The sequence below is a fragment of the Oceanisphaera sediminis genome, assembly GCF_039539745.1.
In the GTDB taxonomy this organism is placed as follows: domain Bacteria; phylum Pseudomonadota; class Gammaproteobacteria; order Enterobacterales; family Aeromonadaceae; genus Oceanimonas; species Oceanimonas sediminis.
This window is the reverse complement of record NZ_BAABDS010000014.1, coordinates 1-25,075: the sequence shown is the minus strand read 5'-3', so window position 1 is coordinate 25,075 and position 25,075 is coordinate 1. Positions and strand designations below refer to the sequence as shown.

The following is a 25,075-nucleotide window of genomic DNA, read 5'->3' as shown; positions in this document are numbered from 1 at the left end:
TGTTCCCGATTCATGTCACATCCGGCTGATCCTGCTGCCAGTGTCGACCTTTAAATGTTTCCATATAGAGCCTATTCACCTAGAGTGGGACTCGGCCTGAAGCAGACCTCCTACAAATAGCGGTATTAGCCCTGGCCTGGTACACCCTGTCTGACGCGAAAGGAATCAATACATTGAAGCGACATCTTGATTTTATCTGGAACCGTTGGTCACTGCTTACCCTGGCGATCGGACTGGTTGTGAGTGTGCTATTGGCCTGGCAACTGCAACAAAGTAATGAGCAGAGGGTCGATAAGGCGGTAACCGACGCGGCAAATAAAGCCAACACCGCAGTGATCAATCGGCTTGAACTCTACCAGTATGGACTGCGCGGTGCTCGTGGCGCCGTGCTGAGCGCCGGAGATGAGCGACTCAGCCGTGAACTTTTTCATCGTTACAGCCTGAGCCGAGACGTCGACCGGGAGTTTCCCGGTGCCCGTGGGTTTGGCTTTATTCGTCGGGTGCCGCAGGCGGGCGTGGAATCGTTTGTCGGGCTGGCGCGTGCCGATGGCTGGCCGGATTTTCGTGTTAAAGCACTGAACCCTCATGATCGTGAACGTTATGTCATTCAGTATGTTGAACCGGTAGCACGTAATATCGAGGCGGTCGGCCTGGATATCGGCTCGGAAAAAAACCGCCGTGATGCGGCGGATGCAGCCATGCGTACGGGAAAGGTGAGGCTGACCGGCCCCATTACCCTGGTGCAGGCCAGCGGCAAACCACTGCAATCTTTTTTGATCCTGATGCCCATCTATCGTGATGGCATGACGCCGGCTACCGAAGCCGAGCGCGTACAACAGGTGTTTGGCTGGAGTTATGCCCCCCTGCTGATGGAAGAGGTACTGTCTTCCCTGCATCTGGACGCCGATACGGTACAACTCGAGCTGTTTGATGTGACCGAGCCCGGCAACCAGGAAATGTTCTACAGTAACGCGTCAGAGACCAGCGCGGCCGCCAGTGACTATACCGAGACGACTCGGTTTGATGTTTACGGGCGGCGTTGGGAGTCCCGGTTCAGCGTTTCTCCTGCCTTCGTCATCGCCCAGCATCGGGGGTCACCGCTGCAATTTCTACTGCTGGGAGCGCTGATCAGCCTGTTGGCGGCGTTGCTCATCGGTACCTCTCACCTTAGTCGTGAGCGTCGTCGACAGGTGCTGGACGAACAGGCCCGTCTGGCGGCGATTGTCGAGAGCTCGGCCGATGGCATTATCGGCAAGACGCTCGATGGCGTTATTACCAGCTGGAACCGGGGCGCCGAGCAGCTGTTCGGCTATCCCGCCCGGTTGGCTATTGGCCAGGAGATGGCCAGCCTGGTGGTGCCGGAAGATCGGCAGCAGGAAGAAGCCGATCTTCTTGCCCGGGTTCGCAACGGCGAGCATATCCCCCATTTCGAGACGGTTCGTCAGCGACAGGACGGCAGTCGCTTCCATGTATCCGTGACCGTGTCGCCCATTCGTAACAGCGCAGGCCAGGTGATCGGTGCCTCCAAAACGGTGCGCGATATCACCAGCCAGAAAGAAACCGAGGCGCGGGTACTCGAGCTCAACAGTAACCTGGAAGCTCAGGTTGCCCGGCGTACGGGTGAGCTGACGGCGGCCCGGGATCAACTGTTGATGGCGGCGGATGTGGCGGAACTGGGTGTCTGGACCTGGAGTCTGGCGGACAATTCGCTGGACTGGAATGACAAGATGTTCGAACTCTATGGCTACCCTGTCAGTTTGCGTGAGCAAGGGGTGGGCTACGAGCACTGGTATGCCCGGCTACATCCGGACGATGCAGAGTACGCCGTTTCAAGCATGCAAGCGGCCGTAGAGGGCATCGGCAGCTACGACCCCGTGTTTCGGTTGAAGTTGCCCGGTGGTGATGTTCGTTATATGCAGGCGGGCGCCCAGATCGAACGTGATGCCGAGGGCCGGGTCATTCGGGTCACGGGCATCAACCTCGACATCACCGCTCAGCGTGAACTCGAAACCGGATTGCGTCAGGCCAAGGCCCGGGCCGACGAAGCCAGTGCGGCCAAGTCGATCTTCCTCTCCAACATGAGTCATGAAATCCGTACTCCCCTTAATGCGGTGCTGGGCCTGCTGCAACTGGTGCAGCAGACGGCGCTGGATCCGCGGCAAAACGATTACATCGGCAAGGCGTACAAGGCCGCCCGCTCCCTGCTGGGACTGCTCAACGATATTCTCGACTATTCCAAAATCGAAGCCGGCAAGCTGCAGTTGGAGCCGCATCTGTTCGAGCTGGAAGAGCTGATGCAGGAAATGGCGGTGGTGCTGTCCGGTAATCTGGGCACCAAACCGGTTGAGTTGATGTTTGATTTCGCGCCCTCGCTGCCCGGCAGCCTGATTGGCGATCGCTTGCGACTGCAGCAGGTGCTGATCAATCTGGCGGGAAATGCCATCAAGTTCACCGAACAGGGGGAGGTGGTGGTTCGTCTCAGTGAGCTGGGGCGGGGCGCGGAATGGGTGCAACTGCGGGTGGAAGTTACAGACACCGGTATCGGCATTGCCGAAGATAAACTCGAATATATTCTAGAGGGATTCAATCAGGCAGAAGCCTCGACCGCCCGTCGTTTTGGCGGTACCGGCCTTGGGCTGGTGATCAGCAAACGCCTGCTGGCACTGATGGGGAGCGAGCTGCATGTGCGCAGTACCCTGGGAGAGGGAAGCTGCTTCTGGTTCGAGGTGACGTTTGGCCTTGAAGAAGCGGTGCCGCCACTGGTGACGGCCGAGGTATCCGAGCAACCGTTACGGGTACTGGTGGTGGATGATCATCAGGTATCGGCCGATATTCTGGCCCGGGTGGTTCGCCAGCAGGGGTGGCAGGTGAATACCGCCCACAGCGGACAGGCGGCATTGCTGGAAGTGGAGCAAAACAATCATTATGACCTGGTGCTGATGGACTGGGCCATGCCGGACATGAACGGGATGGAAGTGGCGACGCAGATCCGGACCCTGGTCCAGGATCATCTGCCCACCGTTATCATGATCACGGCCTACGGTCGCGAGCAACTGGCCGAGGCTCAGCAGACGGCGAACCCGCCCTTTACCGACTTTCTTACCAAGCCCGTGACACCGCAACAGCTGATCAGCACCGTTCAGCGGGCACTGGCAGGAGATACCCTGGCGTCGGATCACAAGACGTTTCCTGCTCCTTCACTGCAACGGCTCACGGGGTTGCGTCTGCTGGTGGTGGAAGACAATGCCCTCAACCGTCAGGTCGCCGCCGAATTGCTGCGCGGAGAGGGGGCCAGTGTCGAACTTGCCGAAGGAGGCCTGGAAGGGGTCGGCAAAGTGGTCGAGGCGCCGACGTCGTTCGACATGGTGCTGATGGACATGCAGATGCCCGATATCGACGGCCTGGAAGCGACCCGGCGTATTCGGGCTCATGGTTCCTGCCAGGAGTTGCCGATACTGGCGATGACGGCCAACGTGACCCTGGCCGATCAGCGAGCCTGCCTGGCGGCGGGCATGAATGCGCACATCGGCAAACCGGTGGACATAGAGCAACTGGTGGCCGTGCTGCTGTCGTTTGGTGCCGACAAGGGTAACCGGGTCGTGGAGCCGTCTGTTGCGCACCAGGCCGATCCTTGCAGCAATATCGATGCCATTATTCGCCGCTTTGGCGGGGACGTGCGTCTGTATCAACGGCTGCTGACGGGGTTCGAGCAGGATGCCGTTGCCTTGTTTGATGAGCTGGAGCGCCATGTGCGAGAGCGGGATCGGGTGGCGACGGCGGCAACGCTGCACACCTTCAGAGGCGCGGCGGCCACCATGGGGGCGGCGACGTTTGCATCACGGCTGTTGGAGTTTGAGCAGCAGTTCGGCGATCCGAACACAGAACAGGTATTTTCCGCGCTGAATACCGCGACCCTGTCTGCACTGAAAGCACAGCTGGCGCAGGAGCGGGCGGCCTTGCTTGCGGCCGTTACCGTGCCGGCGCCAGCCGAGTCGACAGCAAATCTCTCACCTGACGCCCTCGAGGTGACAGGTGATCGCACCAAGGAGCAATTCGAGCAACTGCTGGCACTGCTGGATGCGGGGAATATGGCTGCCATCGACTGCGTTGAACAGCTGTCTGCAGACATGCCCGATACGCATCGGGAAACACTGGCCGCCGAGGTACAGAATCTTAACTTTACCGTCGCGAGCAACATGGTTCGCGAGTTACTGGAGGCCCTATGAATCTTGAGCAATTACTGGAAGCGTTCCCGCACCCGGTGGGCCCGTTACGCATTCTGGTCGTGGACGATCAGCCGGTGAACATACGGGTGCTGTACGAGGTGTTTCGGGGCGAGTTTGAGGTACTGATGGCGACGAGCGGAGAGCAGGCACTGACGGTGTGCCAGGAGCAACGCCCGGACATCATACTGCTGGACGTGGTCATGCCGGGGATCAGCGGCCATGAAGTGTGTCGTCGGCTGAAAGCAAACCCGGACACGCGGGATATTCCGATTATTTTTGTCACCTCCCAGCGAGAGGAAGCGGAAGAAGCCCGGGGATTTGAAATGGGGGCGGTCGACTTTATTACCAAACCCGTCAACCCGGTGATCGTCTCGGCCCGGGTACGCACGCATCTGGCATTGAAGCTGCAAAGTGACCTGTTGCGTTCCATCGCCATGATCGACGGCCTGACCAAGGTGGCCAACCGGCGCAAATTTGATGAAGCGCTGGCCATCAGCTGGCGTGCCTGCCTGCGCGAGGGACGGCCGTTGTCGCTGGTACTGCTGGATCTGGACTGTTTCAAGCAATACAACGACCGGTATGGACATCAGCAAGGAGACAATTGTCTGATTGCGGTGGCCGGCGCACTCGGTCACGGCCTGCGCCGGCCCCATGATTTGCTGGCCCGTTATGGCGGCGAGGAGTTTGTTTGTATTCTGCCCGGCACCGACGTTCAGGGAGCCATGCAACGGGCGGAGGTGATGCGAAAGGCGGTAAGGGCGCTGGAGCTCGAACATCAGCACTCGACCGCCGGTCTACTCGTTTCCATCAGCCTGGGCATTGCCACTCTCATACCCGACAACGACTTCAGCCCGGAGAGCTTGCTGGCGGCGGCCGATAAGCAATTGTATCGGGCCAAACAGGAAGGGCGGGATCGGGTCTGTGCCATCGAATTGGCATAGCGGAGCGCGCCGGTGATTTGTGAAATACATCAATAACCTGGCTATATCACGGCGGATTCTTTCGGCTATGCTACTAAATACCAGACTCCCCGTTGCCAAGGACGCCCATGACCGACACTTCCGACAAGCTGCCATTGGAAATGCTGTATCACCGGGCCGAACAGCAGCCCGAAGACGTCTATCTGCGCCAGCCTAAAGACGGCCACTGGCATGAATACAGCTGGTCGCAGGTGCTGGAGCAGGCTTCCCGGCTGGTGGCGGGCCTGCAAACGCTTGGGCTGGAACCCGGCGACAAGGTGGCATTGCTGTCCAAAAACTGTGCCGAATGGTTTATCTGCGACTTTGCCCTGCAGATGGGGGGCTTTGTCAGCGTACCCATCTATCCTACTGCCGGCGCCGATACCGTGCGTTATGTGCTGGAGCACAGCGAAAGCCGGGCCATTATCACCGGCAAGCTGGACGATCCACAGGTACAGGCGCCGGGCATTCCCGACAGTATGATTCGTATTGCCATGCCGTATCCGTCCACCCTGCACACTCAGCATGACTGGGGCAGTATGCTGGCACACGAGCCGGTAGCGCAGCCGCCGGCTCCCGCGTCGGATCGGCTGATGACCCTGGTATACACCTCGGGCAGCACCGGCAATCCCAAGGGGGTGATGATTGAATTTGGCACCTACGCGGCGGCCTGCCGGGGCATAGTGGAAACCGCGGGGCTGAACAGCGAAGATCGTGCCTTTTCCTACCTGCCGCTGTCGCACATTACCGAGCGGGTCTATGTACTGGGGGCCAGTCTTTATGGCGGAGTGCAGGTGGGTTTTGCCCAGAGTCTGGACACCTTCATCGAGGATGTAAAAACCATCTCGCCCACCGTGTTTATCTCTGTGCCCCGGCTGTGGACCAATTTTCGTAGTCGTATCCTGGAAAAACTGCCTCAAAATAAACTGGATCTGCTGCTGAAGATTCCGTTTATCTCGAATCTGGTTAAAAAGAAGATTCGTGCCGGCCTGGGGTTGAATGATGCCCGTATTCTGGGGTGCGGTTCGGCTCCGGTGTCGCCGTCGTTATTGCGCTGGTACGAGCAGCTCGACATGCCCATTACCGAAGCCTGGGGCATGACCGAAAACCTGGCCTATTCGACTCTGAACTATCCCTATCGATCCGACAAGGTCGGTACCGTGGGCAAGCCCGGCGTCCATGTCGACATTCGTATCGCCGACAATGGCGAAATTCTCTGTCGTTGCCCGGGCATGATGCGCGGCTATTACAAGCAGGAGTCGGCCACGCGTGAGACGCTGCAGGACGCCTGGTTGCATACCGGCGATCAGGGGCAGTTAGACGAGGACGGCTACCTGACGATTACCGGCCGGCTAAAAGACGCCTTTAAAACCGCCAAGGGCAAGTATGTACTACCGGTGCCTATTGAAGCCATGCTGACCGACAACGCCCTGATCGAGCAGGCCTGTGTGATTGGCAGCGGTCAGGCTCAGCCGGTGGCCCTGGTGCAGTTGGCCGAAGGCACCGACCTGCAGCATAAAGGCCCCATCGCCGAGCAACTGGACGCGACGCTGGGCCATATCAACCGGCAGCTGGAATCCCACCAGCGGCTGGGCGGTATTCTGATCATGCAGAAGCCCTGGACCATAGAGAACGACATCATGACCCCCACGCTCAAGATAAAGCGTCATCTGCTGGAGCAGCACTATGCCGATCTGGATCAGCGCTGGCCACAGGGGCGTATCGTGCTGTGGGAGCAGGATCTACCCGAGAAAACGTGATTATTGCAAAAACGGAACAATCGCTTTTTTTATTTTGCGTAATAACGGCTAATTTGCTTGTAAAAGCTATGTTACCGTCGTTGGCAGAATACAGATTAATATCTTTTGTTAGTGGAATCGGGCAGAGGGAAGCTGCCCATTTTTTTTGCCTGCCGTTTATTCCTCTTCGTTTTTCCCCGGCCGTTGCCTGACCCAGGTTGACGCCAATCGTTCGCGCATATGCTGATCGATAAACTCGATAAAGGTATTGAGCCGTACCGGCGCCAGTTCCCGATTGTGATATACCATGTGAAAAGGGCGCTTGCCGCCGAGCCAGCCGGGCAGTACCGGGTGTAAAAGACCGGCCGCCACATGGTGCGCCACATAATGCTTGGGTACGTTGACGATACCCAGCCCCTGAATCGCCACCTTGACCGCCGATTGCATCTGATTGACCGAGAGCCGGGCCACCGGCTTGAGGTGAAAGCGGCGGCCGTCTTCATGGGTCAGTTGCCAGTTACGGTGCGGCCAGCACTGAATGATATGGTGTTGATCCAGTGCCTCCGGCTCCTGTGGCATGCCCTCTTGTGCCAGATACCGGGGGGAGGCGAACAGGCCGTACTGCACCTCACCGAGTCTTCTGGCCCGCAGGCTGGAGTCCGGCAGCTCACCACTGAAGAACACCACATCCAGATCCGTATCCAGCAGACTGGTGTAATCGTTACTTTGCAGCAAATCGATGCGTATTTCCGGATATTCAAGGCAAAATTCGGTAATGCCGTCGATCAGGAAGGTGTTGGAAATGGCGATGGGCGCGGCGACCTTGATAAGCCCGCTCATACGCTGGCGCTGACCCTGAATATCGCCGGTTGTCTGCTCTATCTCGGTCAGCAGCGGGTTGAGTCGTTCATAGTAGCGCCGACCTTCTTCGGTCAGCTGCAGTTTGCGGGTGGTTCGGTTCAGCAGTTTGCAGCTCAGCCCTTGCTCCAGGGCCGAAATGCGCCGGCTGAGGGTGGCGGTGGGCATGGCCAACTGGTTGGCTGCATGCGAGAAGCCACCTTGTTGTACCACCTTGATAAACAGATAAAACGAATCCAGATTCATCATCGGCCTTGTGTATGTTGGTCTTTGGATTGAGGTTGGTATGGAAGGCAGTTCGTCAGATCTCGGGCTGCAGATAACGGCGTAGCAGAACAATAAACTCGGGCGCCTCCCGATCAAGATTGGACTCGTGTATCAGCAGATCGTAACCATAAAGCTCGCGCAAATGGGTCATGCGGTGACCCAGCATGGCGGCCAGCCCCTGATAATGTCGGCCGTTGGCCGAGCGATAGTGACTGTCTTCCACCAGCCAGTCTTGCAGATGATGGCGGCTGATGGCGCCATGACGCAAGGCCATGGCCAGCAGGGGCCTTTGTTCGGTCAGCAGATGCACCACCAGTCGTGGCGTCATCAATGGCAGCAATTCATCGTAATCGCGGATCTTGATACCGATGTAGGGGAGCTCGACCAGATCCATTCCGCTCTGCAGCCGGGGCTGATCTACCCGTATGATATTGCTCCAGTGCAGGCTCCAGCCGCCGATTTTATGATGAAAATGCAGGTTGTCGGCACTGAGCGAAAAGCTGTACACCGGCTCCCGCAGTTTGAGAATGCCGAGCACCGTTATCACCAGGCCGACCATAAACAGAAAAATCACCACCAGCCGACTGCGCTCTTCCAGCCAGTAGCCGGCCAGCAGCAGGGTCAGCATCATGGTCATACCCGCCAGCGTCAGCGCCAGACCGTTGCGGCGTGACATGGGCTCTATGTGTTGTGTTTCCCGCACTCTGCCTCCCATTTAGTGCGCGATTCCTTTAAGGTGATAATACACATAGACCGACCGCAAGAGGTAACAATGTCAGCCGCCATCGAGGTGATGCGTCATCACCGCTCCATCCGCAAATTTACCGAACAAGCCCTGAATGACGAGCAGCGCGAGGCGATCATGGCCTCGGCTCAGGCGGCATCCAGCTCCAGCTTTTTGCAGGCATCCACGGTGATTAGAGTGACGGATCCCGAGCTGAGAGCTCGGGTGATGGCCCTGTGTGGCAACCAGGCCTATATCGGCAGTGCCGCCGAATTCTGGGTATTTTGTGCCGACTTTCATCGTCATCTGCAGTGGGTACCCGAGGCCAAAACCGGCTTTGCCGAGCAACTGCTGATTGGCGCCATCGATACCGCCTTAATGGGACAGAATGCCCTGACGGCGGCGGAGTCACTGGGGCTGGGCGGCGTTTTTATCGGCGCTGTGCGTAATCAGCCGCATGAGCTTTGCGATTTGCTGGCACTGCCCAAAGGGGTGATTCCGTTGTTTGGGCTTTGCCTGGGTTATCCGGATCAGAACCCCGAGCCCAAGCCCCGTTTGCCGACCAGCCTGATATTTTGTGACAACCGTTATCCGGCACAGTTCGACGAGGAGAGAATGCAGCGCTACGATGAACAGGTGCAACAGTATTATCGCACCCGTACCGGGGGCAACAAGAACATGAGCTGGACCGGACAGATAGGGGAAACTCTGGCCAAAGAGGCGCGTCCTTTCATGCTGGAATTTCTGCACCGTCAGGGCTTTTGTTTGCGTTGATATCATTGTGAAGGGTGAGGCGACGATTCACTCCTCACCCCTCACGTCAAAGTCACGCCTTGTCCGACAGCTTGATCACCAGCAAATCACAGCCGTTGATATCGAGAAAGCCGGTCGAGTGAGCAAACAGGTGGCCGAGAAAAGGCCGTTCCAGCTGGCGGCCGCAAATCAGTAAATCCGCCTGTTTTTCCTCTACCGCCTGCTGCACCGCCTGGCGAACATCGCCGTGAGGCAAAGATACACTGCTGGCATTGCGTTGCTCTTCTTTGAGCATCTGCATGATTTCATGGCCACTTTCCAGGCGCAGCTTGTTCTTGAGCTGGCGTAAATCGAGACTCAGGCTCCCCATGTACACGCCGCTCAAATCGGGCTCGACATGAATGATATGCAGCCCGGCCTGATGGCACTCGGCCAGCTCTACGGCCCGCTTCAACAGCGGTTTTTCCCTGTGGTTCAGCTCCAGAGCAACCAGAATATTACGATAAGGCATAGTCCCCTCCTTGGAGCCGATGGCGTCAATACCATCGTCTTGCAACCAGGATCTGGCGTTGTTAGTCACTATTAGCCTTGCCATCATCAAATGCAAGAACAGCTTCTCGACCCGTAACCGGGTCTTGGCTGATCGGCGATGCCGGGCCGGGGCGGCATCGAGGTGCTATGTGAAGTAAATACCAGCCGATGCGCAATAAGTGTGTCAGTGCAGCACGCTCCCCAGACTGACAAGTCGGCGGGGGCTGTGATAATATTTGACCATCAGGAGGTCGGTTTATGATCCTTATTCTTACACTGGCAGCCCCCTTGTTTGGTGGGCTGTTTTACGTTGCTGCATTGCAAAGTGCCTTGCCGCCACGCCGCTGGGCCTTGCTGGGCTGCCTGTTCGGGCCGGCGGTTTTTCCCTTGTTTATGGCCAAACGCCGCTGGTCACTGATCTGTGCCAGAGGCATGGGCTATGGCTTGCTGCGGGCCTGAAAAGGGCTTCATCTGAAGTCGAAATGGTTATGTATGATCTTGTCGGGACTTGCCGGGAGCACTTATGAGTATATTGGAAACATTTTTCTGGGACGTCCTGGATCATGCCGCCATGCCACTGATTTTTTTACTGGGCTTTGTCGGAATATCGGCAGGGGCTTGTCTGGTACTGATGTGGCTCGATAAACGGCGGCGTTGAGAGCTCCCTTTGTTGATGGGCCAAACTCTTTTCGGATGACAAGGATCAAGCTGCGCGATGGCCGCAATACCGGTGTTCATCGTGGCAAACTCAGACGCTGATGCACATTCACTCGTCAGTCGGTTGTTTTTTCAACCCCGCGACGGGACTGCTTTTTTTACCTTTGTTTTCATCATATTGTCATCAGGCCGCAGTAGACTCACATCCGTTTTCAACCCGAATAAAGCGCCTTAATCTCGCCTGGATCGTAAAAAACGAACGATTTCCGGTGTAACTGTGTTCTTTATGTTATAGCTAAGGATAAGAACAAAAACAGTGTTCCCGCCACTTCCTTAAAGGGTGAGCTGGATCCTTGAGCACAACAAAATGCAGGGGTATGATGCCCGCCGTTGAACAGGCGGGTTAGCCTGAAAGTGAGGTGGAGATGAATATCTTTATCATGCGCCACGGGCAGGCGGCAGCGGAAGCATCAAGCGATGCATTACGGCCGTTAACCGTACAGGGAAGGGACGAAACCTGTTTAATGGCGCAGTGGTTGGCACCACAGGTACCGACGTTTGATCGTGTCCTAGTCAGCCCTTATCTACGCGCCACGCAAACCTGGCAGCAGCTTTCAAATTACATTGTCGGCACCCAGGTAGAAATGTGTGATGAACTCATGCCCAACGCCGATGCGGATATTGCAGCCAGCCTGCTGCTGGCGTACGGCGATCTTCATCCCGATGGCAATCTGCTGGTGGTCAGCCACATGCCGATAGTCGGTTTTCTGGTCGAGAGTCTTTGTCCGGCGACCATGGCCCCGATTTTCGTGACGGCGGGTATTGCCAGGGTATCTTTCGGTAAAGAGCAAGGGGCGGTGTTTGACTGGCTGGAAGGACCGCATAATGTGCGTCCTCATTATCAGCAACATTGCCAGGCACTGGGGTCTTTGGGATAAGACCTTGAATTGAGCGATAACAAGAAAACTGTTACCAGATAAAAAAAGCAGAGGTGAAACATGCGTATATTTAACAAGTATCAGCCTTTGTTGATTGCCAAGTATGTAAAAACCTTTTTCAGTGGACGGTTGTACATTCATGGCCGCGGGGCTTTCAACTACGCCAGGGGAATACTGGTGATGCCGGAGCATGCCGATGAGCGGCACCGCATCACGGTACAGGAAATCAATCAACTGATCGGCAAGATGCAAACGCCGACCGAGGCCGTGTGAGTAGATAGCCATAAGCGGTCAGCCATAAGCCGTAAGTAAAACAACGCCGCTTGCAGAACCGGGTTTATTCGGTCATCAGAGCGGCGTTTTCGATCAATGTTTCTACAAACCACTCAGGCTACTGATAGCTGAAAGCTGACGGCTTACAGCTTTTTTCCCCGCTAAATCTCGATTCTCAACAACACCAGCAGGGCGGCGTTGCCACCCCAGCTTCGGGTCGCCTGATGAAAGGCCAGCACCTGCGGGTGTTGCACCAGCCACATGGGCAGTCGCTGCTTCAGAATATGCTTGCCATGCCCATGCATGATGGACACACAGTTCACATGCTGGCGCCGGGCCGCTATCAACAGCGCCGATAATTCTTCTTTGGCCTGCTCCTGGGTCAAGCCATGCAGATCCAGAAACAGCTCCGGCACATAATCGCCCCGGCGCAGTTTTTTCAGCTCATAGGCCGAGGTATCGGGATCGCGATAGCGGGTCGGTCCTTCCTGATCCAGATAAGGCTCGTACACATCCGAAAAAGGATGCGCCTCGGCCCTGTCTTTACGTACCATTTGCCGCTGTGCTTTCACCTTGACCGGCGCCCGGTGCGGACTTATGGTATCCTGCTTCAATTTGCGGACACCCTGCACCGCTGCCTTAAAGAGCGCTTTTTCATCGTCTTCTGGGTAAGAGGTGGGGGACATGTCTGTATCCGATTATTAAAAAACAGCCATTTTATCGAGGCGGAGGGGTTTTGGACACGCTTTTTAATGATGAAGCACTCATCGAGCTGCACACTGTAGGCGATTGGTTACGTTTTGCCGTCAGCCGTTTTCAGCAGGCCGGCCTGTTTTATGGCCACGGTACCGACAACGCCTGGGACGAAGCGGTGCAGCTGATACTGCCCTTGCTCCATCTGCCCCAGGACTGCCCACCGCAGGTACGGGATGCCCGTTTGCTGACCAGCGAGCGGCAAGTGCTGCTGGACGCCCTCAAGATGCGGGTCGAGCAGCGCATTCCCACCCCTTACATTACTCACACCGCCTGGTTTGCCGGTTACGAGTTTCATGTGGACGAGCGGGTGCTGATCCCGCGCTCGCCCATCGCCGAGCTGATTGACGGGCGCTTTGCCCCCTGGTTGAGCCTGGAGCCGCGCCGCATCATGGACCTGTGCACCGGCTCCGGCTGTATCGCCATTGCCCTGGCGCATGCCTTTCCGGATGCCGAAGTGGATGCACTGGATATTTGCCGTGATGCGCTCGACGTGGCCGAAATCAACATCCAGAACCACGGTCTGGAGCAGCAGGTGATTCCGATTGAATCGGATCTGTTCTCGGCGCTGCCGCCGGGCGACCAATACGATCTGATCGTGGCCAATCCGCCCTACGTAGACGCCGAAGACATGAGCGATCTGCCGGAAGAATTCCAGCACGAGCCCGAGTTGGCGCTGGCCTCCGGCTGCGATGGCCTCGACTTTACCCGTCGTTTGCTGGCCCAGGCCTGCGACTTTTTGAGCGAAGACGGCATCCTGGTGGTGGAAGTGGGCAACAGCCAGATCCACATGGAAGAGGCCTACCCCCAGCTGCCGCTGTTGTGGGTTGAATTCGAGCACGGCGGCCACGGCGTCTTCGTGATCAGTCGGCGCGACCTTGAACCCTTTCGGGACCAGTTTTAAATATCAATAAAGGAAATCACAGATGGCAGGGAACAGTATCGGCACCCTTTTTCGCGTTTCAACTTTCGGTGAGAGCCACGGCCTGGCACTGGGCGCCGTGGTTGATGGTGTACCGCCGGGCATAGAGTTGAACGAAGAAGACCTGCAGCAGGATCTGGATCGGCGCAAGCCGGGGACCTCCCGCTTTACCACCCAACGGCGGGAAGCGGACGAGGTCAGGATCCTGAGTGGCGTGTTCGAAGGCAAGACCACCGGTACCTCCATTGGCCTGCTGATCGAAAATACTGATCAGCGCTCCAAGGACTACTCGGACATCAAGGATCTGTTTCGGCCGGGTCATGCGGATTACACCTATCACCAGAAGTACGGCATTCGCGACTATCGTGGCGGCGGCCGTTCTTCGGCGCGCGAAACCGCGATGCGGGTGGCCGCCGGTGCCATCGCCAAGAAGGTGCTGGCCAAATACGGCGTGTCCATTTTCGCGCACCTGACCCAGCTCGGCCCGATCAAGGCCGAAGCCTTCGACCGGAGCCTGATTGAAACCAACCCCTTCTTCTTTGCCGATGGCGGCAAGCTGGAGGAGCTGGACCAATACATGCGCGACCTGAAAAAAGAAGGCAACTCCATTGGTGCCAAGATTCAGGTGGTGGCCCAGGGCGTGCCGGTAGGGCTGGGCGAGCCGGTGTTCGACCGTCTGGATGCCGACCTTGCCCATGCGTTGATGAGCATCAACGCGGTCAAGGGAGTCGAAATTGGTGACGGCTTTGCGGTTGTGGAGCAAAAAGGCTCCGAGCACCGGGACGAACTGACCCCCGACGGCTTTGGCAGTAACCATGCCGGCGGCATTCTGGGCGGTATTTCCAGCGGGCAGGACATAGTGGCCAGCATAGCGCTCAAGCCGACGTCCAGTATCACGGTACCGGGCAACACCATCGACACCGATGGCGATGCCGCCGAGCTGGTGACCCGTGGTCGTCATGACCCCTGTGTCGGCATTCGGGCCGTGCCCATTGCCGAGGCGATGATGGCCATCGTGCTGCTCGACCATCTGCTACTCAATCGAGGCCAAAACGCCGAGGTACATACCGGAACGCCGAAGCTGAGTTGAACTGTGAGGCGTGAAGTGTGAAATGTAAGGAGTAAGCTGTAGCTCTGCTGACCCCTTGCTTGCCTGCCGGCAGCGGGTAGAATAGCGGCCCTGAACAGAGGGCCGCTTTTTATTATGTCATTTTGCTACCGGGATCTGATTTCCCTGTTTAACCAAAGCTTCGCAGCCACGTACAATACCCGCCTTGAGCTGGGCGATGACGAACCCATCTACCTGCCGGCCAACGCCGAGGTAGACCATCATCGCATTGTTTTTGCGCATGGTTTTTTTGCCAGCGCCCTGCACGAAGTGGCGCACTGGCTGCTGGCGGGCGAGGCCCGGCGCACTCAGGTGGATTACGGCTACTGGTATTGCCCGGACGGTCGTGATGGCGAACAGCAACGGCAGTTTGAAGACGTTGAGATCAAACCCCAGGCCATCGAATGGGCGCTGTCGCTGTGTTGCGGCTTTCACTTCAACGTGAGTTGCGACAACCTTAACGGCAGCGTGGAGCCGGACCGGCACGCCTTCAAGGCGCGAGTGCGGGAGCAGGCGCTGCGTTATCTGGAGCAGGGGTTTCCGCCTCGGGCCCAGACGCTGATGGCGACCTTGCGGCGTCATTACCGGCGGCCGGCACTCACGGCGGCCGATTTTAGCTGAGACAAGAGGGCAGAGATGTTCAAAATTGGTTTGATTATCAACCCGCTGGCCGGGCTGGGTGGCAGCGTGGCGCTGAAAGGCAGCGACGGCATGGCCGAACAGGCCCGGGCACTGGGTGCAGAGCCCCGGGCGCTGGCGCGTACGCAACTGGCGCTGGCCGAGCTGGCCGACCTTAACGACCGGTTGATGATGTTTACCGTGGGTGGCGACATGGGTGAAACCGTTTGCCGCCAGCTGAATCTGCCCTTCGAAACCTGCTATCAGCCCGCCAGCCCCAGCACCGCCGACGACACCCGCAATGCAGTAGCAAGGCTGGTGGAGCAGGGTATTGATCTGCTGCTGTTCGCCGGTGGCGACGGCACGGCGCGGGATGTTTGCGCTGCCGCCCCCGAAAGCCTCTGTGTGCTGGGTATACCGGCCGGGGTGAAAATTCACTCCGGTGTGTATGGCGTCACCCCCGCCGGCACCGGTCGCCTGCTGGCCAAACTGGTGCGCGGCGAGCCGGTCAGCCTGATGGCGGCAGACGTGATGGACATCGATGAAGTCGCCTTTCGCGAAGGCCGGGTACGGGCACGCCGCTACGGCGAAATGCTGATACCGGGTGAGCTCAGCTACGTACAGGCGGTCAAGGTGTCTGGCGTAGAGTCCGACGAGCTGGTGCTGACCGACATTGCCGACGACATTATCGAACGCATGCAAGAGCACGATGACTGCTATTACATCATGGGCTCGGGCAGCACGGTGGCGGCGGTCATGGAACGGCTTGAACTCGACAATACTCTGCTGGGCGTGGATCTGGTTTACCAGCAACGCCTGCTTGCCTCGGATTTGGATGCCAGAGGTCTGTATCAACACATCAGGGATAAAAAATGCAAGCTGGTGATTACCCTCATCGGGGGCCAGGGCCATATATTTGGCCGAGGCAATCAGCAGCTGAGCCCCGAGGTGATCAAGGCCGTGGGGCGCGACAATATCTGGCTACTGGCGACCAAGACCAAGCTTAATTCGCTGCAAGGCCGCCCGTTGCGAGTAGACACCAATGAGCCCGAACTGGACCGAGAACTTGGCGGTTTGATGCGGGTGATCACTGGCTATCATGATGAAGTTCTGGTTCGGGTAGCAAACCCGGAAGACGAGGCGCAATAAATGAATATCTTTGAATTTGAACGGCTGCTGCTGGCAGAAATCGACGGTAACATCGCCACCGCCACCGACGACCAGCTGTTTGCCGGTGGTTACCTGCGCGGGCACATCACCCTGTCGGTGGCCCAGAGCGAAATTGCCGGTCGCAACCATGTGCGTGACGTAAAAGCCCGGGTCAGCACCAGCCTCAACCAGGCCATACTGAGCGGCGAGCTGAACGATGCGGATCAGAAACTGGTACTGGCGCACTGGGCCGAACTGGTCGGCAAGGTAGAACGCGCGACCGCCACCGCCTAATCGGCGCAGCACCTCAGACACCAATATCAAAGGCCGGAGCAATCCGGCCTTTTTGCGTGATTCTGGATTGCTGAAAAATGACACCCCCATCCAGCCTCCCCCTGGCGAAACCCCGCCGCGACCCTGTGGTTCCGCTGCCACGGGGGAGGGGAAGTTCGGCGAAGCGCTCGACACCAGGCGTCGATCTGCTCCCTCCCCTTAATCGTGAATACTCAGAATGACAGCGGGGTGCAACGCAAGGGGAGGGTTGGGGAGGGGTTGCTGTAGGTGTAAAAAAGGAGTCTTTCGGCTCCTTTTTTTCTTACGGTGTCACGTGGGTTACTTACCCGGCAATCACGCCGCGCTGGCGTAGTTCGGCGATAACCTGGTCGGCGGCTTCGTCGGCGCTGAGGCGGGTGGTATCCAGGTGGATTTCTGCCGCTTCCGGTTGCTCGTAGGCCGAGTCGATGCCGGTGAAGTTTTTCAGCTCACCGCGACGGGCTTTCTTGTACAGGCCCTTCACGTCACGCTCTTCGGCCACGTTCAGCGGGGTGTCGACAAACACCTCGATGAACTCGCCGTCGGCCAGTGACTCGCGCGCCATGCGGCGTTCGGCACGGAACGGCGAGATGAAGGCGGTCAGCACAATCAGCCCCGCGTCGACCATCAGCTTCGATACTTCCGCTACCCGGCGAATGTTCTCTACCCGGTCGGCGTTGGTAAAGCCCAGATCCTTGTTCAGACCGTGGCGCACGTTGTCGCCGTCCAGCAGATAGGTGTGGCCACCCAGGGCGTGCAGCTTTTTCTCCACCAGGTTGGCGATGGTCGACTTGCCGGCACCGGACAGGCCGGTAAACCACAGCACGCTCGGCTGCTGGCCCTTGGTCAGTGCGCGGGCTTCCTTGTTGACATCCACGTGCTGCATGTGAATGTTCTGGCTGCGGCGCAGGGCAAAGTGCAGCATGCCGGCGGCCACCGTGGTGTTGCTGAGGCGGTCGATCAAAATAAAGCCGCCGGTGTCCTTGTTGGTCTGGTAGTCATCAAAGGCGATGGCCCGATCCAGACTCAGGTTACAGACGCCGATGCCGTTCAGCTCCAGCTGCTTGGCGGCGGTGTGCTCCAGGGTGTTGACGTTCACCTGATACTTGATGTCGGTAACGCTGGCGGTCACGGTCTGGGTGCCGATTTTCAGCAAATAGGGGCGACCGGGCAGCAGGGCGTCGTCGTGCATCCACACCAGGGTGCTTTCAAACTGATCGGCGGTTTCTGCCGGGGCCTCGGCGATGGAGATCACATCACCGCGGGAGATATCGATTTCATCGGCCAGGGTCAGGGTCACCGACTGGCCGGCCACCGCCTGCTCCAGATCGCCGCTGTAGGTGACGATGCGATCAACCGTGCTTTCCTTGCCCGAGGGCTGCACGCGAATGCGGTCACCGGGCTTGATCACGCCGCTGGTGATGGAGCCGGAGAAGCCACGGAAGTCCAGGTTGGGGCGGTTGACCCACTGCACCGGCAGACGGAACGGCGCGCGCTGCATGCGGGTGTCGTCCACTTCCACCGTTTCCAGAAAGCCCATCAGGGTGGTGCCGTGGTACCAGGTCATTCTGGGGCTGGGCTCAACGATGTTGTCGCCCTTGAACGCCGACATCGGAATGTAGGTGATGTTGCTCAGACCCAGCTGCTCGGCAAACTGACCGTATTCTTCCACGATCTCGTTAAATCGCTGCTCGGAATAGTCGACCAGATCCATCTTGTTGATGGCCACCACAATCTGGCGAATGCCCAGCAGTGACATCAGATAGCTGTGACGACGGGTCTGGGTCAGAATGCCTTTACGGGCATCGACCATCAGAATGGCGGCGTCGGCGGTCGAGGCACCGGTGACCATGTTGCGGGTGTACTGCTCGTGCCCCGGGGTGTCGGCCACGATGAACTTGCGCTTGTCGGTGGAGAAAAAGCGGTAGGCCACGTCGATGGTAATGCCTTGCTCGCGCTCGGCGGCCAGGCCGTCAACCAGCAAGGCAAAGTCGATATCCTCGCCCTGGGTGCCCCACTTCTTGGAGTCGGCCTCCATGGCGGCGAGCTGATCTTCAAACAGCATCTTGGATTCAAACAACAGGCGCCCAATCAGGGTACTCTTGCCGTCGTCCACGCTGCCGCAGGTAATGAACCGCAGCAGACTCTTGTGCTCGTGGGCCTGCAGATATTGCTCGATATCGGAGGAGATGAGGTCGGATACGTGCGCCATTAGAAGTAGCCCTCTTGTTTTTTCTTTTCCATGGAAGCGGCGGAGTCGTGGTCGATCATGCGGCCCTGACGTTCAGACGTTTTGGTGAGCAGCATTTCCTGAATAATCGCGGGCAGGGTGTCGGCTTCCGACTCCACCGCACCGGTCAGCGGATAGCAGCCAAGCGTACGGAAGCGCACGTTCTTCATCATCGGCACTTCACCGTCTTGCAGCGGCATGCGTTCATCATCCACCATGATCAGGGTGCCGTCGCGCTCCACCACCGGGCGCTGGGCCGCGTAATACAGCGGCACGATGGGAATGTTTTCCAGGTGAATGTACTGCCAGATATCCAGCTCGGTCCAGTTGGACAGCGGGAATACCCGAATCGACTCGCCTTTTTTCTTGCGGGCGTTATACAGCTTCCACAATTCCGGGCGCTGATTTTTGGGGTCCCAGCGGTGCTGCTCGGTACGGAACGAGAAAATGCGCTCTTTGGCACGGGACTTCTCTTCATCCCGGCGGGCACCACCAAAGGCGGCATCAAAGCCGTACTGGTCCAGCGCCTGCTTCAGGCCCTCGGTCTTGGTAATGTCGGTATGCACCGCCGAGCCGTGGGTGAAGGGGTTGATGTCTTTTTCTACCGCTTCCGGGTTAACGTGCACCAGCAAGTCCATGCCCAGCTTCTCGACCATCTGATCGCGAAATTCGTACATTTCGCGAAACTTCCAGCGCGTGTCCACATGCAGCAGCGGGAAAGGGGGAAGGGACGGGTAAAAGGCTTTCATGGCCAAATGCAGCATCACGGCGCTGTCTTTACCAATGGAATAGAGCATGACCGGATTGTCGGCCTCTGCCACTACTTCCCGCATGATGTGGATACTTTCGGCTTCCAGCCGTTGCAGATGCGTCAGATTCATATGTGATACCGCTCTCAATTATGGATTATGCTAATAACCAAATGTTATAGATGATCTATATATCCAGTTTATTTGATATATGTTTACAATGATAGCCCTGCTAAAGAGCGAGTGGTTATATATGTCAGCATATTTGGTATTAGCATCAATTGGCGCCTTGCTGGCCCTGCTGATCCAGGGGCGAGTGCCGCCGGCGGTGCTGTTTACCAGCTGGGCGGTAGGCTATGTGTTGTTCGGGGTGGCCGAACAACAGGCGCTGCTTTCCAGTTTTTCCAACCCGGCATTGATCACCCTGCTGGTGCTGATGCTGGTGTCGCTGGCGCTGGAACGTTCGCCGCTGCTCGACCGGGTGTCGGACACCCTGCTTAAGGGCCGCGAGTCGATGGCCAGCCTGCGGCTGATGGGGCTGACCGCCTTTCTTTCCGCCTTCTTGAACAACACCGCCGTGGTGGGCTCCTTGCTGGGCGTCATTTCCCGCCAGCGTTACATTCCGGCCTCGCGCTTGCTGATCCCGTTATCTTACGCCTCCATTCTGGGCGGGGTAACGACCCTGGTGGGTACGTCCACCAACCTGGTGGTGAACTCCTTTGTTATCAACGCCGGCCTGCCGCCGCTGGGCATGTTTCAGTTCACCCTGGTCGGTTTGCCGGTGGCGCTGATCTGTATTCTGGGGCTGATGTTCAGTACTCGCCTGCTGCCGCAAAACCGGGTGCAGGATCAGGAAACCCCCCAGTCCTATTTTCTTGAAGCTCAGGTGATGGCCGACTCGCCACTGATCGGCAAAAGTATTGAAGACAACCAGCTGCGTAACCTGAACGGCCTGTTCCTGCTGGAAATATTGCGCCACGATCGGCTGCTGAGCCCGGTGTCGCCAGACGAAGTGCTGCAGCAGGGCGACGTGCTGGTGTTTACCGGCGAAGTGGAAAAGGTACAGGCGTTGCAGCGTTTTCCCGGCCTGCAGCTGTTTGGCAACGGGGTGGATCGGCTGCTGGCCTCCAACCTGGTGGAAGTGGTCATTGCCAACGAGTCGGAGCTGGCCAACCGTACCCTGCGTGAAGTGGACTTCAGAACCCTGTTCAACGCCGGCGTGGTGGGTATTCGACGTGGCAGACGCCGGCTGACCGGCAAGCTGGGGCAAATACCGCTGCGGGTAGGCGACAGCCTGCTGCTGGCGGTGGGGCCGGACTTTACCGATCAACGCAACATAGACCGCAACTTTCACGTGTTAAGCGGCAGCCTGCAGCGGCCCAAATTGCGCAAAAATCAGAGCCTGCTGGCCTTTTGCGGCTTTGGCGTGGTCATCGCCCTGGCGGCGGCAGGGTTGGTACCGCTGCTGAACGGCCTGCTGGTGCTGCTGGCGGCGCTGCTGGTGACGCGTATTCTTACCCTGAGCGAGCTGCGTCGGCGTTTTCCGTTCGAACTATGGCTGATCATCGGCTCTGCCCTCACCGTGGCCAAGGCGCTGGAAAGCTCGGGCGGGGCGCAGCTGGTGGCCGATGCGGTGCGCAGCGTATGCAGCGGTTATGGGGTGTATGGCGCCTTTATCGGGGTCTTTGTGATTACACTGATCCTCACCGAGGTGGTCACCAACAATGCCGCCGCTCTGGTATTCCCGATCGCCTTGTCTACCGCCAGCGCCTTTGGCGCCGATACCATGCCCTTTATCATGGCGGTGGCCTTTGGTGCCAGTGCCTGTTTTATCATCCCGTTTGGCTACCAGACCCATTTAATGGTGTACTCGCCCGGGCGCTATCGTATGACGGACTACCTGAAGGCCGGGCTGCCGATCAGCCTGTTGTATTCGGCCGGAGTCATCATCCTGGTGCCGCTGATGTTTCCGTTTTAAGGACACAATAAAGGGAAGGAGTGGGGGAATTTTTCCCCCTCACACCTCACGCTTTACCCCTCACGATCTGCCTGGTTGGCCAATAAACCCGCAAACAGTCAGTGGCTTGTTGCATTAAAAACATTTTTTGCTATAGTGGCCGCTCTTCGATGGTGACCCCGTTGGTCCTCTCGCATCAGAATCTTGTTTACCAGGCCAGGCCCGGAAGGGAGCAACCAAAGCAGGAACCTCTGAGTGCCGGGATGTGGCTGGCGGCGGTCACCTCCAATTTCCAGATTTATCCCTCGAAAATTCCCCAATACCGTTTTAACTCATTTTTTAATCTCTGCTCTGCATTGAACATTCCGTTGCGCCTTGCCGACGACCCTCCGCCTGTTTTACCAATTCCCCCTGCACATTGGCGAACTGCCGATAGCTGTGCTAAAAAATATTAATTATCAACCGTTTATCGGATAGCTCCGCTGATGGAAAACCCTTTTCCCCAACGGCTTAAAGCCGCCCGTTGTGCCGCCAAGCTGACTCAAATGCAGCTTGGGCAACGCCTTGGCCTGGACGACAACACCGCCAGCGCCCGCATGAACCAGTACGAAAAAGGCAAACACAGTCCGGATTACCAGACCCTGCGGCGTATTGCCGGAGTACTGGGTGTGCCGGTGGCCTACTTCTATTGTGATGACGATGCCCTGGCCGAACTGATCTGCGTGCTGGCCAAACAGTCGCTCGCTACAAGGGCCGCATTGCTGGCGGCACTCAACACCGACAATACTGTTTGATTGTTATATAAATCCCTTTGTTCTCCTTGATGCTCCGATGTCGCCTGTTTGTGCTGTTTATCCTTCCAATTTGCAATCCACAGTGCCTATAATGCGAAAGCTTCATATGGATTACATCAAGATCTCGGCAGCATAGCCTCATCACAGGGAAGGAGAGAGGCAAGGTCGCCCGCAAGACTCGGGCGGTAGCGTGCCAGAAAGTCACAAAACACCCTTACTGCATACATGTAAAGCGCTGAAAAACCTGTTCACCATCCCACTACGGTGCCGAGGGCTAGAAACCATCGTCGACAGGACTGCGCACACCGAATCCTCCCTTGCGTACAACATGCGTATAAATTTCTGTGGTACGCACATCGGCATGGCCAAGCAGTTTTTGAATAGTACGAATGTCGTACCCGGCCTCCAGTAGCCGGGTAGCAAAGCTGTGACGCAGAACGTGGCTGTTTGCCTGTTTGTAGATACCTGCTTTGCGGATGGCGGCCCCAATGGCACGCTGAACGCTGCGATCCAATAAATGGTGACGACGAAGAACATTGCTGCGTGGGTCTATGGCCAGCTTGCCAGCCGGAAACAGGTATTGCCAGGCCGGCTCTTTGGCAGCGTTCGGATACTTGCGATTCAGTGCAAATGGCATGTAAACCTCGCCATGACCACTGGCCAGATCCTGCTTATGCTGTATCAGGCAGGCTTCAATTTGCAGTGTCAGTGGCTTTAGTAATGAGTCCGGGAGCAGGGTTGTTCGGTCTTTATTGCCTTTACCGCTGCGAACAATAATTTGCTGCATGCCAAAATCGATATCTTTTACTCTCAGCCGCAACGCTTCGTTAATTCGCAGGCCTGAACCGTACATCAAGCGTGCCACCAGTTGAGGCGCGCCTTCCAGATGGCCTATTACGGCTTTGGCTTCATCATGCGTAAAAACGGTAGGCAGGCGCCGAGGTTTTCTTGCCAGTTCAAACGACAGCTCACCCAGCGGTTGCTGAAGAAATTCACGAAAGAGAAAAACGATGGCATTCAGAGCGGTGCGTTGTGTGCTAACGCTGTTGTTGCGCTGTACCGCGAGTTGAGAAAGAAACTGCTCTACCTCTGTTGTAGAGCAGGTAGAAGGATGTCGCATGCCATGAAAGCGGATGAACCGCTTAATCCAGTGGCAATAGGTTTGCTCGGTTTTGTAGGCCAGATTCCGGCTACGAATCAGAGAACGGAGCTGATCCATGAAGCGAGTAGGCTTGTCTGGCAGTCTTGGCGGTACATCCGGAATCATGCGTTAGCCCCTGTACTGTTTTAATATACAGTAGTCTAGAACCTGACTGCGGTCATTGCACCTTGATGAAAGCGGAGCTATACGACAGTTGTCGTAAAACGTCGTGATTTTGGGTCTGCAAAGCTTACAACTCACTGAAAAATATGGAACAGTTGATGTGAGTGAAAAATGGATAAGCGAACAGACTTTTTGCGTATAAAGCAACATTTGACGCTTAGTCCCCGGGGCGTTGTACTTATGGTGCCTCAGGTTATTGATAAAAAAGAAATTTTAATGATGATATGTATGCTTCAGCGGGATAAGAGCGGTTTGCATAGATGTCATTTATCGTTGAATTAGCTGTTAGGTGCACAAAATTCGGAGTTTGTTGGTAAAAACCGCGCTGTTTAAACTTTGGCGCTAAACGTGCCAAAATCCTTGGGCAGGTGCCAACCGGAGGCAACGCAGTAAAATCCGGCAAAATGGAAAACAGGGTTCCACCAAAAAAGTCCGCTGCCAAACGTTAATTGGCAGCCTTCGTTCTTGGTGGCATAAAACAGAAATTGAGCAAAGGGAAGTTGCTGTGCCACATTCTTCAAAAGCCAACTTCGGCTTTATCGCGCAAAAAACACCGGCAGTTCTCGGGCACCTAACCAGTGGGTCGTGTGGGACTGCGTTCCGCTTCGCTCCTCTGGCCCCACACCCTAAGCGTTAAGCCGCAATGGGGCCCTCAACTAGGCTGAGGACCATTTACAATTTTACTTATGGTACTTTGTTGTACTCCATACTGAGATGCTAGCTCTACCTGTGTATATCTACCAGAATGGTAGAAATGGTATATTTCTCTTTTGGCTTGGTCTCCAAGCCTTGTCGATGGAAACTGAACATTTGCTAGCTGTATAAGCTGATTGTATGAAGTGATATGTCTGTTTAAGTTATCCCTACACCTATTGAGCTCAAGCATCAGGCTAGCATATTGTACTGCATCTTCTTCAGTCGTCATGTTATTTTGGAGAAGACGTAATTGAGACTCATAGTTGTCATAGTGGTATTGCAGCTCAGTTATTGCTTGTTTAGAACGAGCTAACTCTTCTCGGCTAACTTGTTGCTGCTGCTGAATAATGATTGGTTCTAGTGCCATTGGTACTGCCTTTGGAATAATTGGAATATCTTTATAGTATGGGAATATTCCAATTATTCCAAATGTTTTTTGTTTGTCATTTGGCGTAGCAATGCGGCTTAACAAATAAGGATAAGTGTCGCGCAGCCGACACTTCATCCGGGTGTTGAACAAGCCCGAAGCTGCCTTTAT

General features: G+C 56.7%; 23 protein-coding genes and 1 other RNA gene. 16 read left to right on the top strand and 8 right to left on the bottom strand.

Annotation, left to right across the window (positions count from 1 at the left end; translation table 11 throughout):
- Nucleotides 1–173 precede the first annotated feature (173 nt).
- From ABD827_RS05590 to ABD827_RS05580, 3 genes are all read left to right on the top strand, one after another.
- Nucleotides 174–4,226, top strand: a complete 4,053-nt coding sequence (locus ABD827_RS05590; RefSeq protein ID WP_344963137.1) for a CHASE domain-containing protein — start codon at nt 174–176, stop codon at nt 4,224–4,226.
- Nucleotides 4,223–5,167 carry a diguanylate cyclase domain-containing protein gene (locus ABD827_RS05585; protein WP_344963135.1) on the top strand — a complete coding sequence of 315 codons (945 nt, stop codon included), beginning with the start codon at nt 4,223–4,225 and terminating at the stop codon, nt 5,165–5,167. The genes ABD827_RS05590 and ABD827_RS05585 overlap by 4 nt, the downstream gene beginning before the upstream one ends.
- Before the next feature lie 107 nt (nt 5,168–5,274).
- Entirely contained in the window at nt 5,275–6,945 is a 1,671-nt protein-coding gene (locus ABD827_RS05580; RefSeq protein WP_344963134.1) for an AMP-binding protein, read from the top strand.
- A 156-nt stretch (nt 6,946–7,101) separates the two neighbouring features.
- Here ABD827_RS05580 and ABD827_RS05575 read toward each other — a convergent pair whose 3' ends face one another.
- Entirely contained in the window at nt 7,102–8,031 is a 930-nt protein-coding gene (locus ABD827_RS05575; RefSeq protein ID WP_344963133.1) for a LysR family transcriptional regulator, read from the bottom strand.
- 52 nt (nt 8,032–8,083) lie between these two features.
- Entirely contained in the window at nt 8,084–8,725 is a 642-nt protein-coding gene (locus ABD827_RS05570; RefSeq protein ID WP_344963131.1) for a DUF2982 domain-containing protein, read from the bottom strand.
- 96 nt (nt 8,726–8,821) lie between these two features.
- Between ABD827_RS05570 and nfsA the strand changes: the two genes are divergently transcribed.
- Nucleotides 8,822–9,547, top strand: coding sequence for an oxygen-insensitive NADPH nitroreductase (nfsA, locus tag ABD827_RS05565; protein ID WP_344963129.1), 726 nt, complete (start codon nt 8,822–8,824; stop codon nt 9,545–9,547).
- Nucleotides 9,548–9,599: 52 nt separating this feature from the next.
- Here nfsA and ABD827_RS05560 read toward each other — a convergent pair whose 3' ends face one another.
- Complete coding sequence (locus tag ABD827_RS05560) at nt 9,600–10,037, bottom strand: universal stress protein (RefSeq protein ID WP_298723600.1); 438 nt, start codon at nt 10,035–10,037, stop codon at nt 9,600–9,602.
- Between the two features lie 278 nt (nt 10,038–10,315).
- On the opposite strand from ABD827_RS05560, the gene ABD827_RS05555 reads away from it, so the two are divergent.
- The 4 genes from ABD827_RS05555 to ABD827_RS05540 all read left to right on the top strand — a co-directional run bounded on the left by ABD827_RS05555 (nt 10,316) and on the right by ABD827_RS05540 (nt 11,925).
- Complete coding sequence (locus ABD827_RS05555) at nt 10,316–10,516, top strand: hypothetical protein (protein ID WP_298723602.1); 201 nt, start codon at nt 10,316–10,318, stop codon at nt 10,514–10,516.
- A gap of 64 nt (nt 10,517–10,580) precedes the next feature.
- Nucleotides 10,581–10,715: a TIGR02808 family protein gene (locus ABD827_RS05550; protein WP_298723603.1), complete on the top strand. Its 135-nt coding sequence runs from the start codon at nt 10,581–10,583 to the stop codon at nt 10,713–10,715.
- Nucleotides 10,716–11,139: 424 nt separating this feature from the next.
- The gene (gene sixA / locus ABD827_RS05545; RefSeq protein ID WP_298723605.1) at nt 11,140–11,652 is read left to right on the top strand and encodes a phosphohistidine phosphatase SixA; all 513 of its coding nucleotides are present in this window, start codon (nt 11,140–11,142) and stop codon (nt 11,650–11,652) included.
- 60 nt (nt 11,653–11,712) lie between these two features.
- The gene (locus ABD827_RS05540; RefSeq protein WP_344963125.1) at nt 11,713–11,925 is read left to right on the top strand and encodes a DUF1107 domain-containing protein; all 213 of its coding nucleotides are present in this window, start codon (nt 11,713–11,715) and stop codon (nt 11,923–11,925) included.
- Nucleotides 11,926–12,086: 161 nt separating this feature from the next.
- On the opposite strand, the gene smrB is transcribed toward ABD827_RS05540, so the two are convergent.
- Nucleotides 12,087–12,611, bottom strand: coding sequence for an endonuclease SmrB (gene smrB, locus ABD827_RS05535; protein WP_344963123.1), 525 nt, complete (start codon nt 12,609–12,611; stop codon nt 12,087–12,089).
- A 50-nt stretch (nt 12,612–12,661) separates the two neighbouring features.
- Here smrB and prmB point away from each other — a divergent pair, with 50 nt between their 5' ends.
- The 5 genes from prmB to ABD827_RS05510 all read left to right on the top strand — a co-directional run bounded on the left by prmB (nt 12,662) and on the right by ABD827_RS05510 (nt 16,769).
- Nucleotides 12,662–13,582 (top strand): 50S ribosomal protein L3 N(5)-glutamine methyltransferase, encoded by a 921-nt coding sequence (gene prmB / locus ABD827_RS05530; RefSeq protein ID WP_344963121.1) that lies wholly within the window; start codon nt 12,662–12,664, stop codon nt 13,580–13,582.
- A gap of 22 nt (nt 13,583–13,604) precedes the next feature.
- Complete coding sequence (gene aroC, locus ABD827_RS05525; RefSeq protein WP_344963119.1) at nt 13,605–14,690, top strand: chorismate synthase; 1,086 nt, start codon at nt 13,605–13,607, stop codon at nt 14,688–14,690.
- Nucleotides 14,691–14,804: 114 nt separating this feature from the next.
- Nucleotides 14,805–15,329 (top strand): elongation factor P hydroxylase, encoded by a 525-nt coding sequence (locus ABD827_RS05520; RefSeq protein ID WP_344963117.1) that lies wholly within the window; start codon nt 14,805–14,807, stop codon nt 15,327–15,329.
- A gap of 15 nt (nt 15,330–15,344) precedes the next feature.
- Nucleotides 15,345–16,475, top strand: a complete 1,131-nt coding sequence (locus ABD827_RS05515; protein WP_344963115.1) for an ATP-NAD kinase family protein — start codon at nt 15,345–15,347, stop codon at nt 16,473–16,475.
- Nucleotides 16,476–16,769 carry a YfcL family protein gene (locus ABD827_RS05510; protein WP_344963113.1) on the top strand — a complete coding sequence of 98 codons (294 nt, stop codon included), beginning with the start codon at nt 16,476–16,478 and terminating at the stop codon, nt 16,767–16,769. It begins immediately after the preceding gene.
- A 322-nt stretch (nt 16,770–17,091) separates the two neighbouring features.
- Here the strand turns inward: ABD827_RS05510 and cysN are convergent, their stop codons facing one another.
- On the bottom strand, nt 17,092–18,999 hold the full coding sequence (gene cysN / locus ABD827_RS05505; RefSeq protein ID WP_344963111.1) for a sulfate adenylyltransferase subunit CysN: 1,908 nt from the start codon (nt 18,997–18,999) through the stop codon (nt 17,092–17,094).
- A complete protein-coding gene (gene cysD / locus ABD827_RS05500; RefSeq protein WP_298723617.1) occupies nt 18,999–19,898 on the bottom strand; it encodes a sulfate adenylyltransferase subunit CysD in 900 nt (299 codons plus the stop codon). The genes cysN and cysD overlap by 1 nt, the downstream gene beginning before the upstream one ends.
- 121 nt (nt 19,899–20,019) lie before the next feature.
- Between cysD and ABD827_RS05495 the strand changes: the two genes are divergently transcribed.
- The 3 genes from ABD827_RS05495 (at nt 20,020) to ABD827_RS05485 (ending at nt 22,517) form a co-directional block, all read left to right on the top strand.
- The gene (locus tag ABD827_RS05495; protein ID WP_344963108.1) at nt 20,020–21,744 is read left to right on the top strand and encodes an SLC13 family permease; all 1,725 of its coding nucleotides are present in this window, start codon (nt 20,020–20,022) and stop codon (nt 21,742–21,744) included.
- A 159-nt stretch (nt 21,745–21,903) separates the two neighbouring features.
- Nucleotides 21,904–22,001: signal recognition particle sRNA small type (gene ffs, locus ABD827_RS05490), an RNA gene on the top strand.
- A gap of 207 nt (nt 22,002–22,208) precedes the next feature.
- Nucleotides 22,209–22,517, top strand: coding sequence for a helix-turn-helix domain-containing protein (locus ABD827_RS05485; protein WP_344963105.1), 309 nt, complete (start codon nt 22,209–22,211; stop codon nt 22,515–22,517).
- Nucleotides 22,518–22,791: 274 nt separating this feature from the next.
- On the opposite strand, the gene ABD827_RS05480 is transcribed toward ABD827_RS05485, so the two are convergent.
- Complete coding sequence (locus ABD827_RS05480; RefSeq protein WP_344963103.1) at nt 22,792–23,784, bottom strand: integron integrase; 993 nt, start codon at nt 23,782–23,784, stop codon at nt 22,792–22,794.
- A gap of 709 nt (nt 23,785–24,493) precedes the next feature.
- The coding region (locus tag ABD827_RS05475; protein ID WP_344963101.1) for a hypothetical protein at nt 24,494–25,075 on the bottom strand (582 nt) is incomplete at its 5' end.

Excerpts from the sequence above, each read along its gene's own strand:
- ABD827_RS05585 (WP_344963135.1), top strand. The coding sequence starts at position 4,223 with ATGAATCTTGAGCAATTACTGGAAGCGTTCCCGCACCCGGTGGGCCCG.
- ABD827_RS05580 (WP_344963134.1), top strand. The coding sequence starts at position 5,275 with ATGACCGACACTTCCGACAAGCTGCCATTGGAAATGCTGTATCACCGG.
- ABD827_RS05575 (WP_344963133.1), bottom strand. The coding sequence starts at position 8,031 with ATGATGAATCTGGATTCGTTTTATCTGTTTATCAAGGTGGTACAACAA.
- ABD827_RS05570 (WP_344963131.1), bottom strand. The coding sequence starts at position 8,725 with ATGTCACGCCGCAACGGTCTGGCGCTGACGCTGGCGGGTATGACCATG.
- nfsA (WP_344963129.1), top strand. The coding sequence starts at position 8,822 with ATGTCAGCCGCCATCGAGGTGATGCGTCATCACCGCTCCATCCGCAAA.
- ABD827_RS05560 (WP_298723600.1), bottom strand. The coding sequence starts at position 10,037 with ATGCCTTATCGTAATATTCTGGTTGCTCTGGAGCTGAACCACAGGGAA.
- ABD827_RS05555 (WP_298723602.1), top strand. The coding sequence starts at position 10,316 with ATGATCCTTATTCTTACACTGGCAGCCCCCTTGTTTGGTGGGCTGTTT.
- ABD827_RS05550 (WP_298723603.1), top strand. The coding sequence starts at position 10,581 with ATGAGTATATTGGAAACATTTTTCTGGGACGTCCTGGATCATGCCGCC.
- sixA (WP_298723605.1), top strand. The coding sequence starts at position 11,140 with ATGAATATCTTTATCATGCGCCACGGGCAGGCGGCAGCGGAAGCATCA.
- ABD827_RS05540 (WP_344963125.1), top strand. The coding sequence starts at position 11,713 with ATGCGTATATTTAACAAGTATCAGCCTTTGTTGATTGCCAAGTATGTA.
- smrB (WP_344963123.1), bottom strand. The coding sequence starts at position 12,611 with ATGTCCCCCACCTCTTACCCAGAAGACGATGAAAAAGCGCTCTTTAAG.
- aroC (WP_344963119.1), top strand. The coding sequence starts at position 13,605 with ATGGCAGGGAACAGTATCGGCACCCTTTTTCGCGTTTCAACTTTCGGT.
- ABD827_RS05520 (WP_344963117.1), top strand. The coding sequence starts at position 14,805 with ATGTCATTTTGCTACCGGGATCTGATTTCCCTGTTTAACCAAAGCTTC.
- ABD827_RS05515 (WP_344963115.1), top strand. The coding sequence starts at position 15,345 with ATGTTCAAAATTGGTTTGATTATCAACCCGCTGGCCGGGCTGGGTGGC.
- ABD827_RS05510 (WP_344963113.1), top strand. The coding sequence starts at position 16,476 with ATGAATATCTTTGAATTTGAACGGCTGCTGCTGGCAGAAATCGACGGT.
- cysN (WP_344963111.1), bottom strand. The coding sequence starts at position 18,999 with ATGGCGCACGTATCCGACCTCATCTCCTCCGATATCGAGCAATATCTG.
- cysD (WP_298723617.1), bottom strand. The coding sequence starts at position 19,898 with ATGAATCTGACGCATCTGCAACGGCTGGAAGCCGAAAGTATCCACATC.
- ABD827_RS05495 (WP_344963108.1), top strand. The coding sequence starts at position 20,020 with ATGTCAGCATATTTGGTATTAGCATCAATTGGCGCCTTGCTGGCCCTG.
- ABD827_RS05485 (WP_344963105.1), top strand. The coding sequence starts at position 22,209 with ATGGAAAACCCTTTTCCCCAACGGCTTAAAGCCGCCCGTTGTGCCGCC.
- ABD827_RS05480 (WP_344963103.1), bottom strand. The coding sequence starts at position 23,784 with ATGATTCCGGATGTACCGCCAAGACTGCCAGACAAGCCTACTCGCTTC.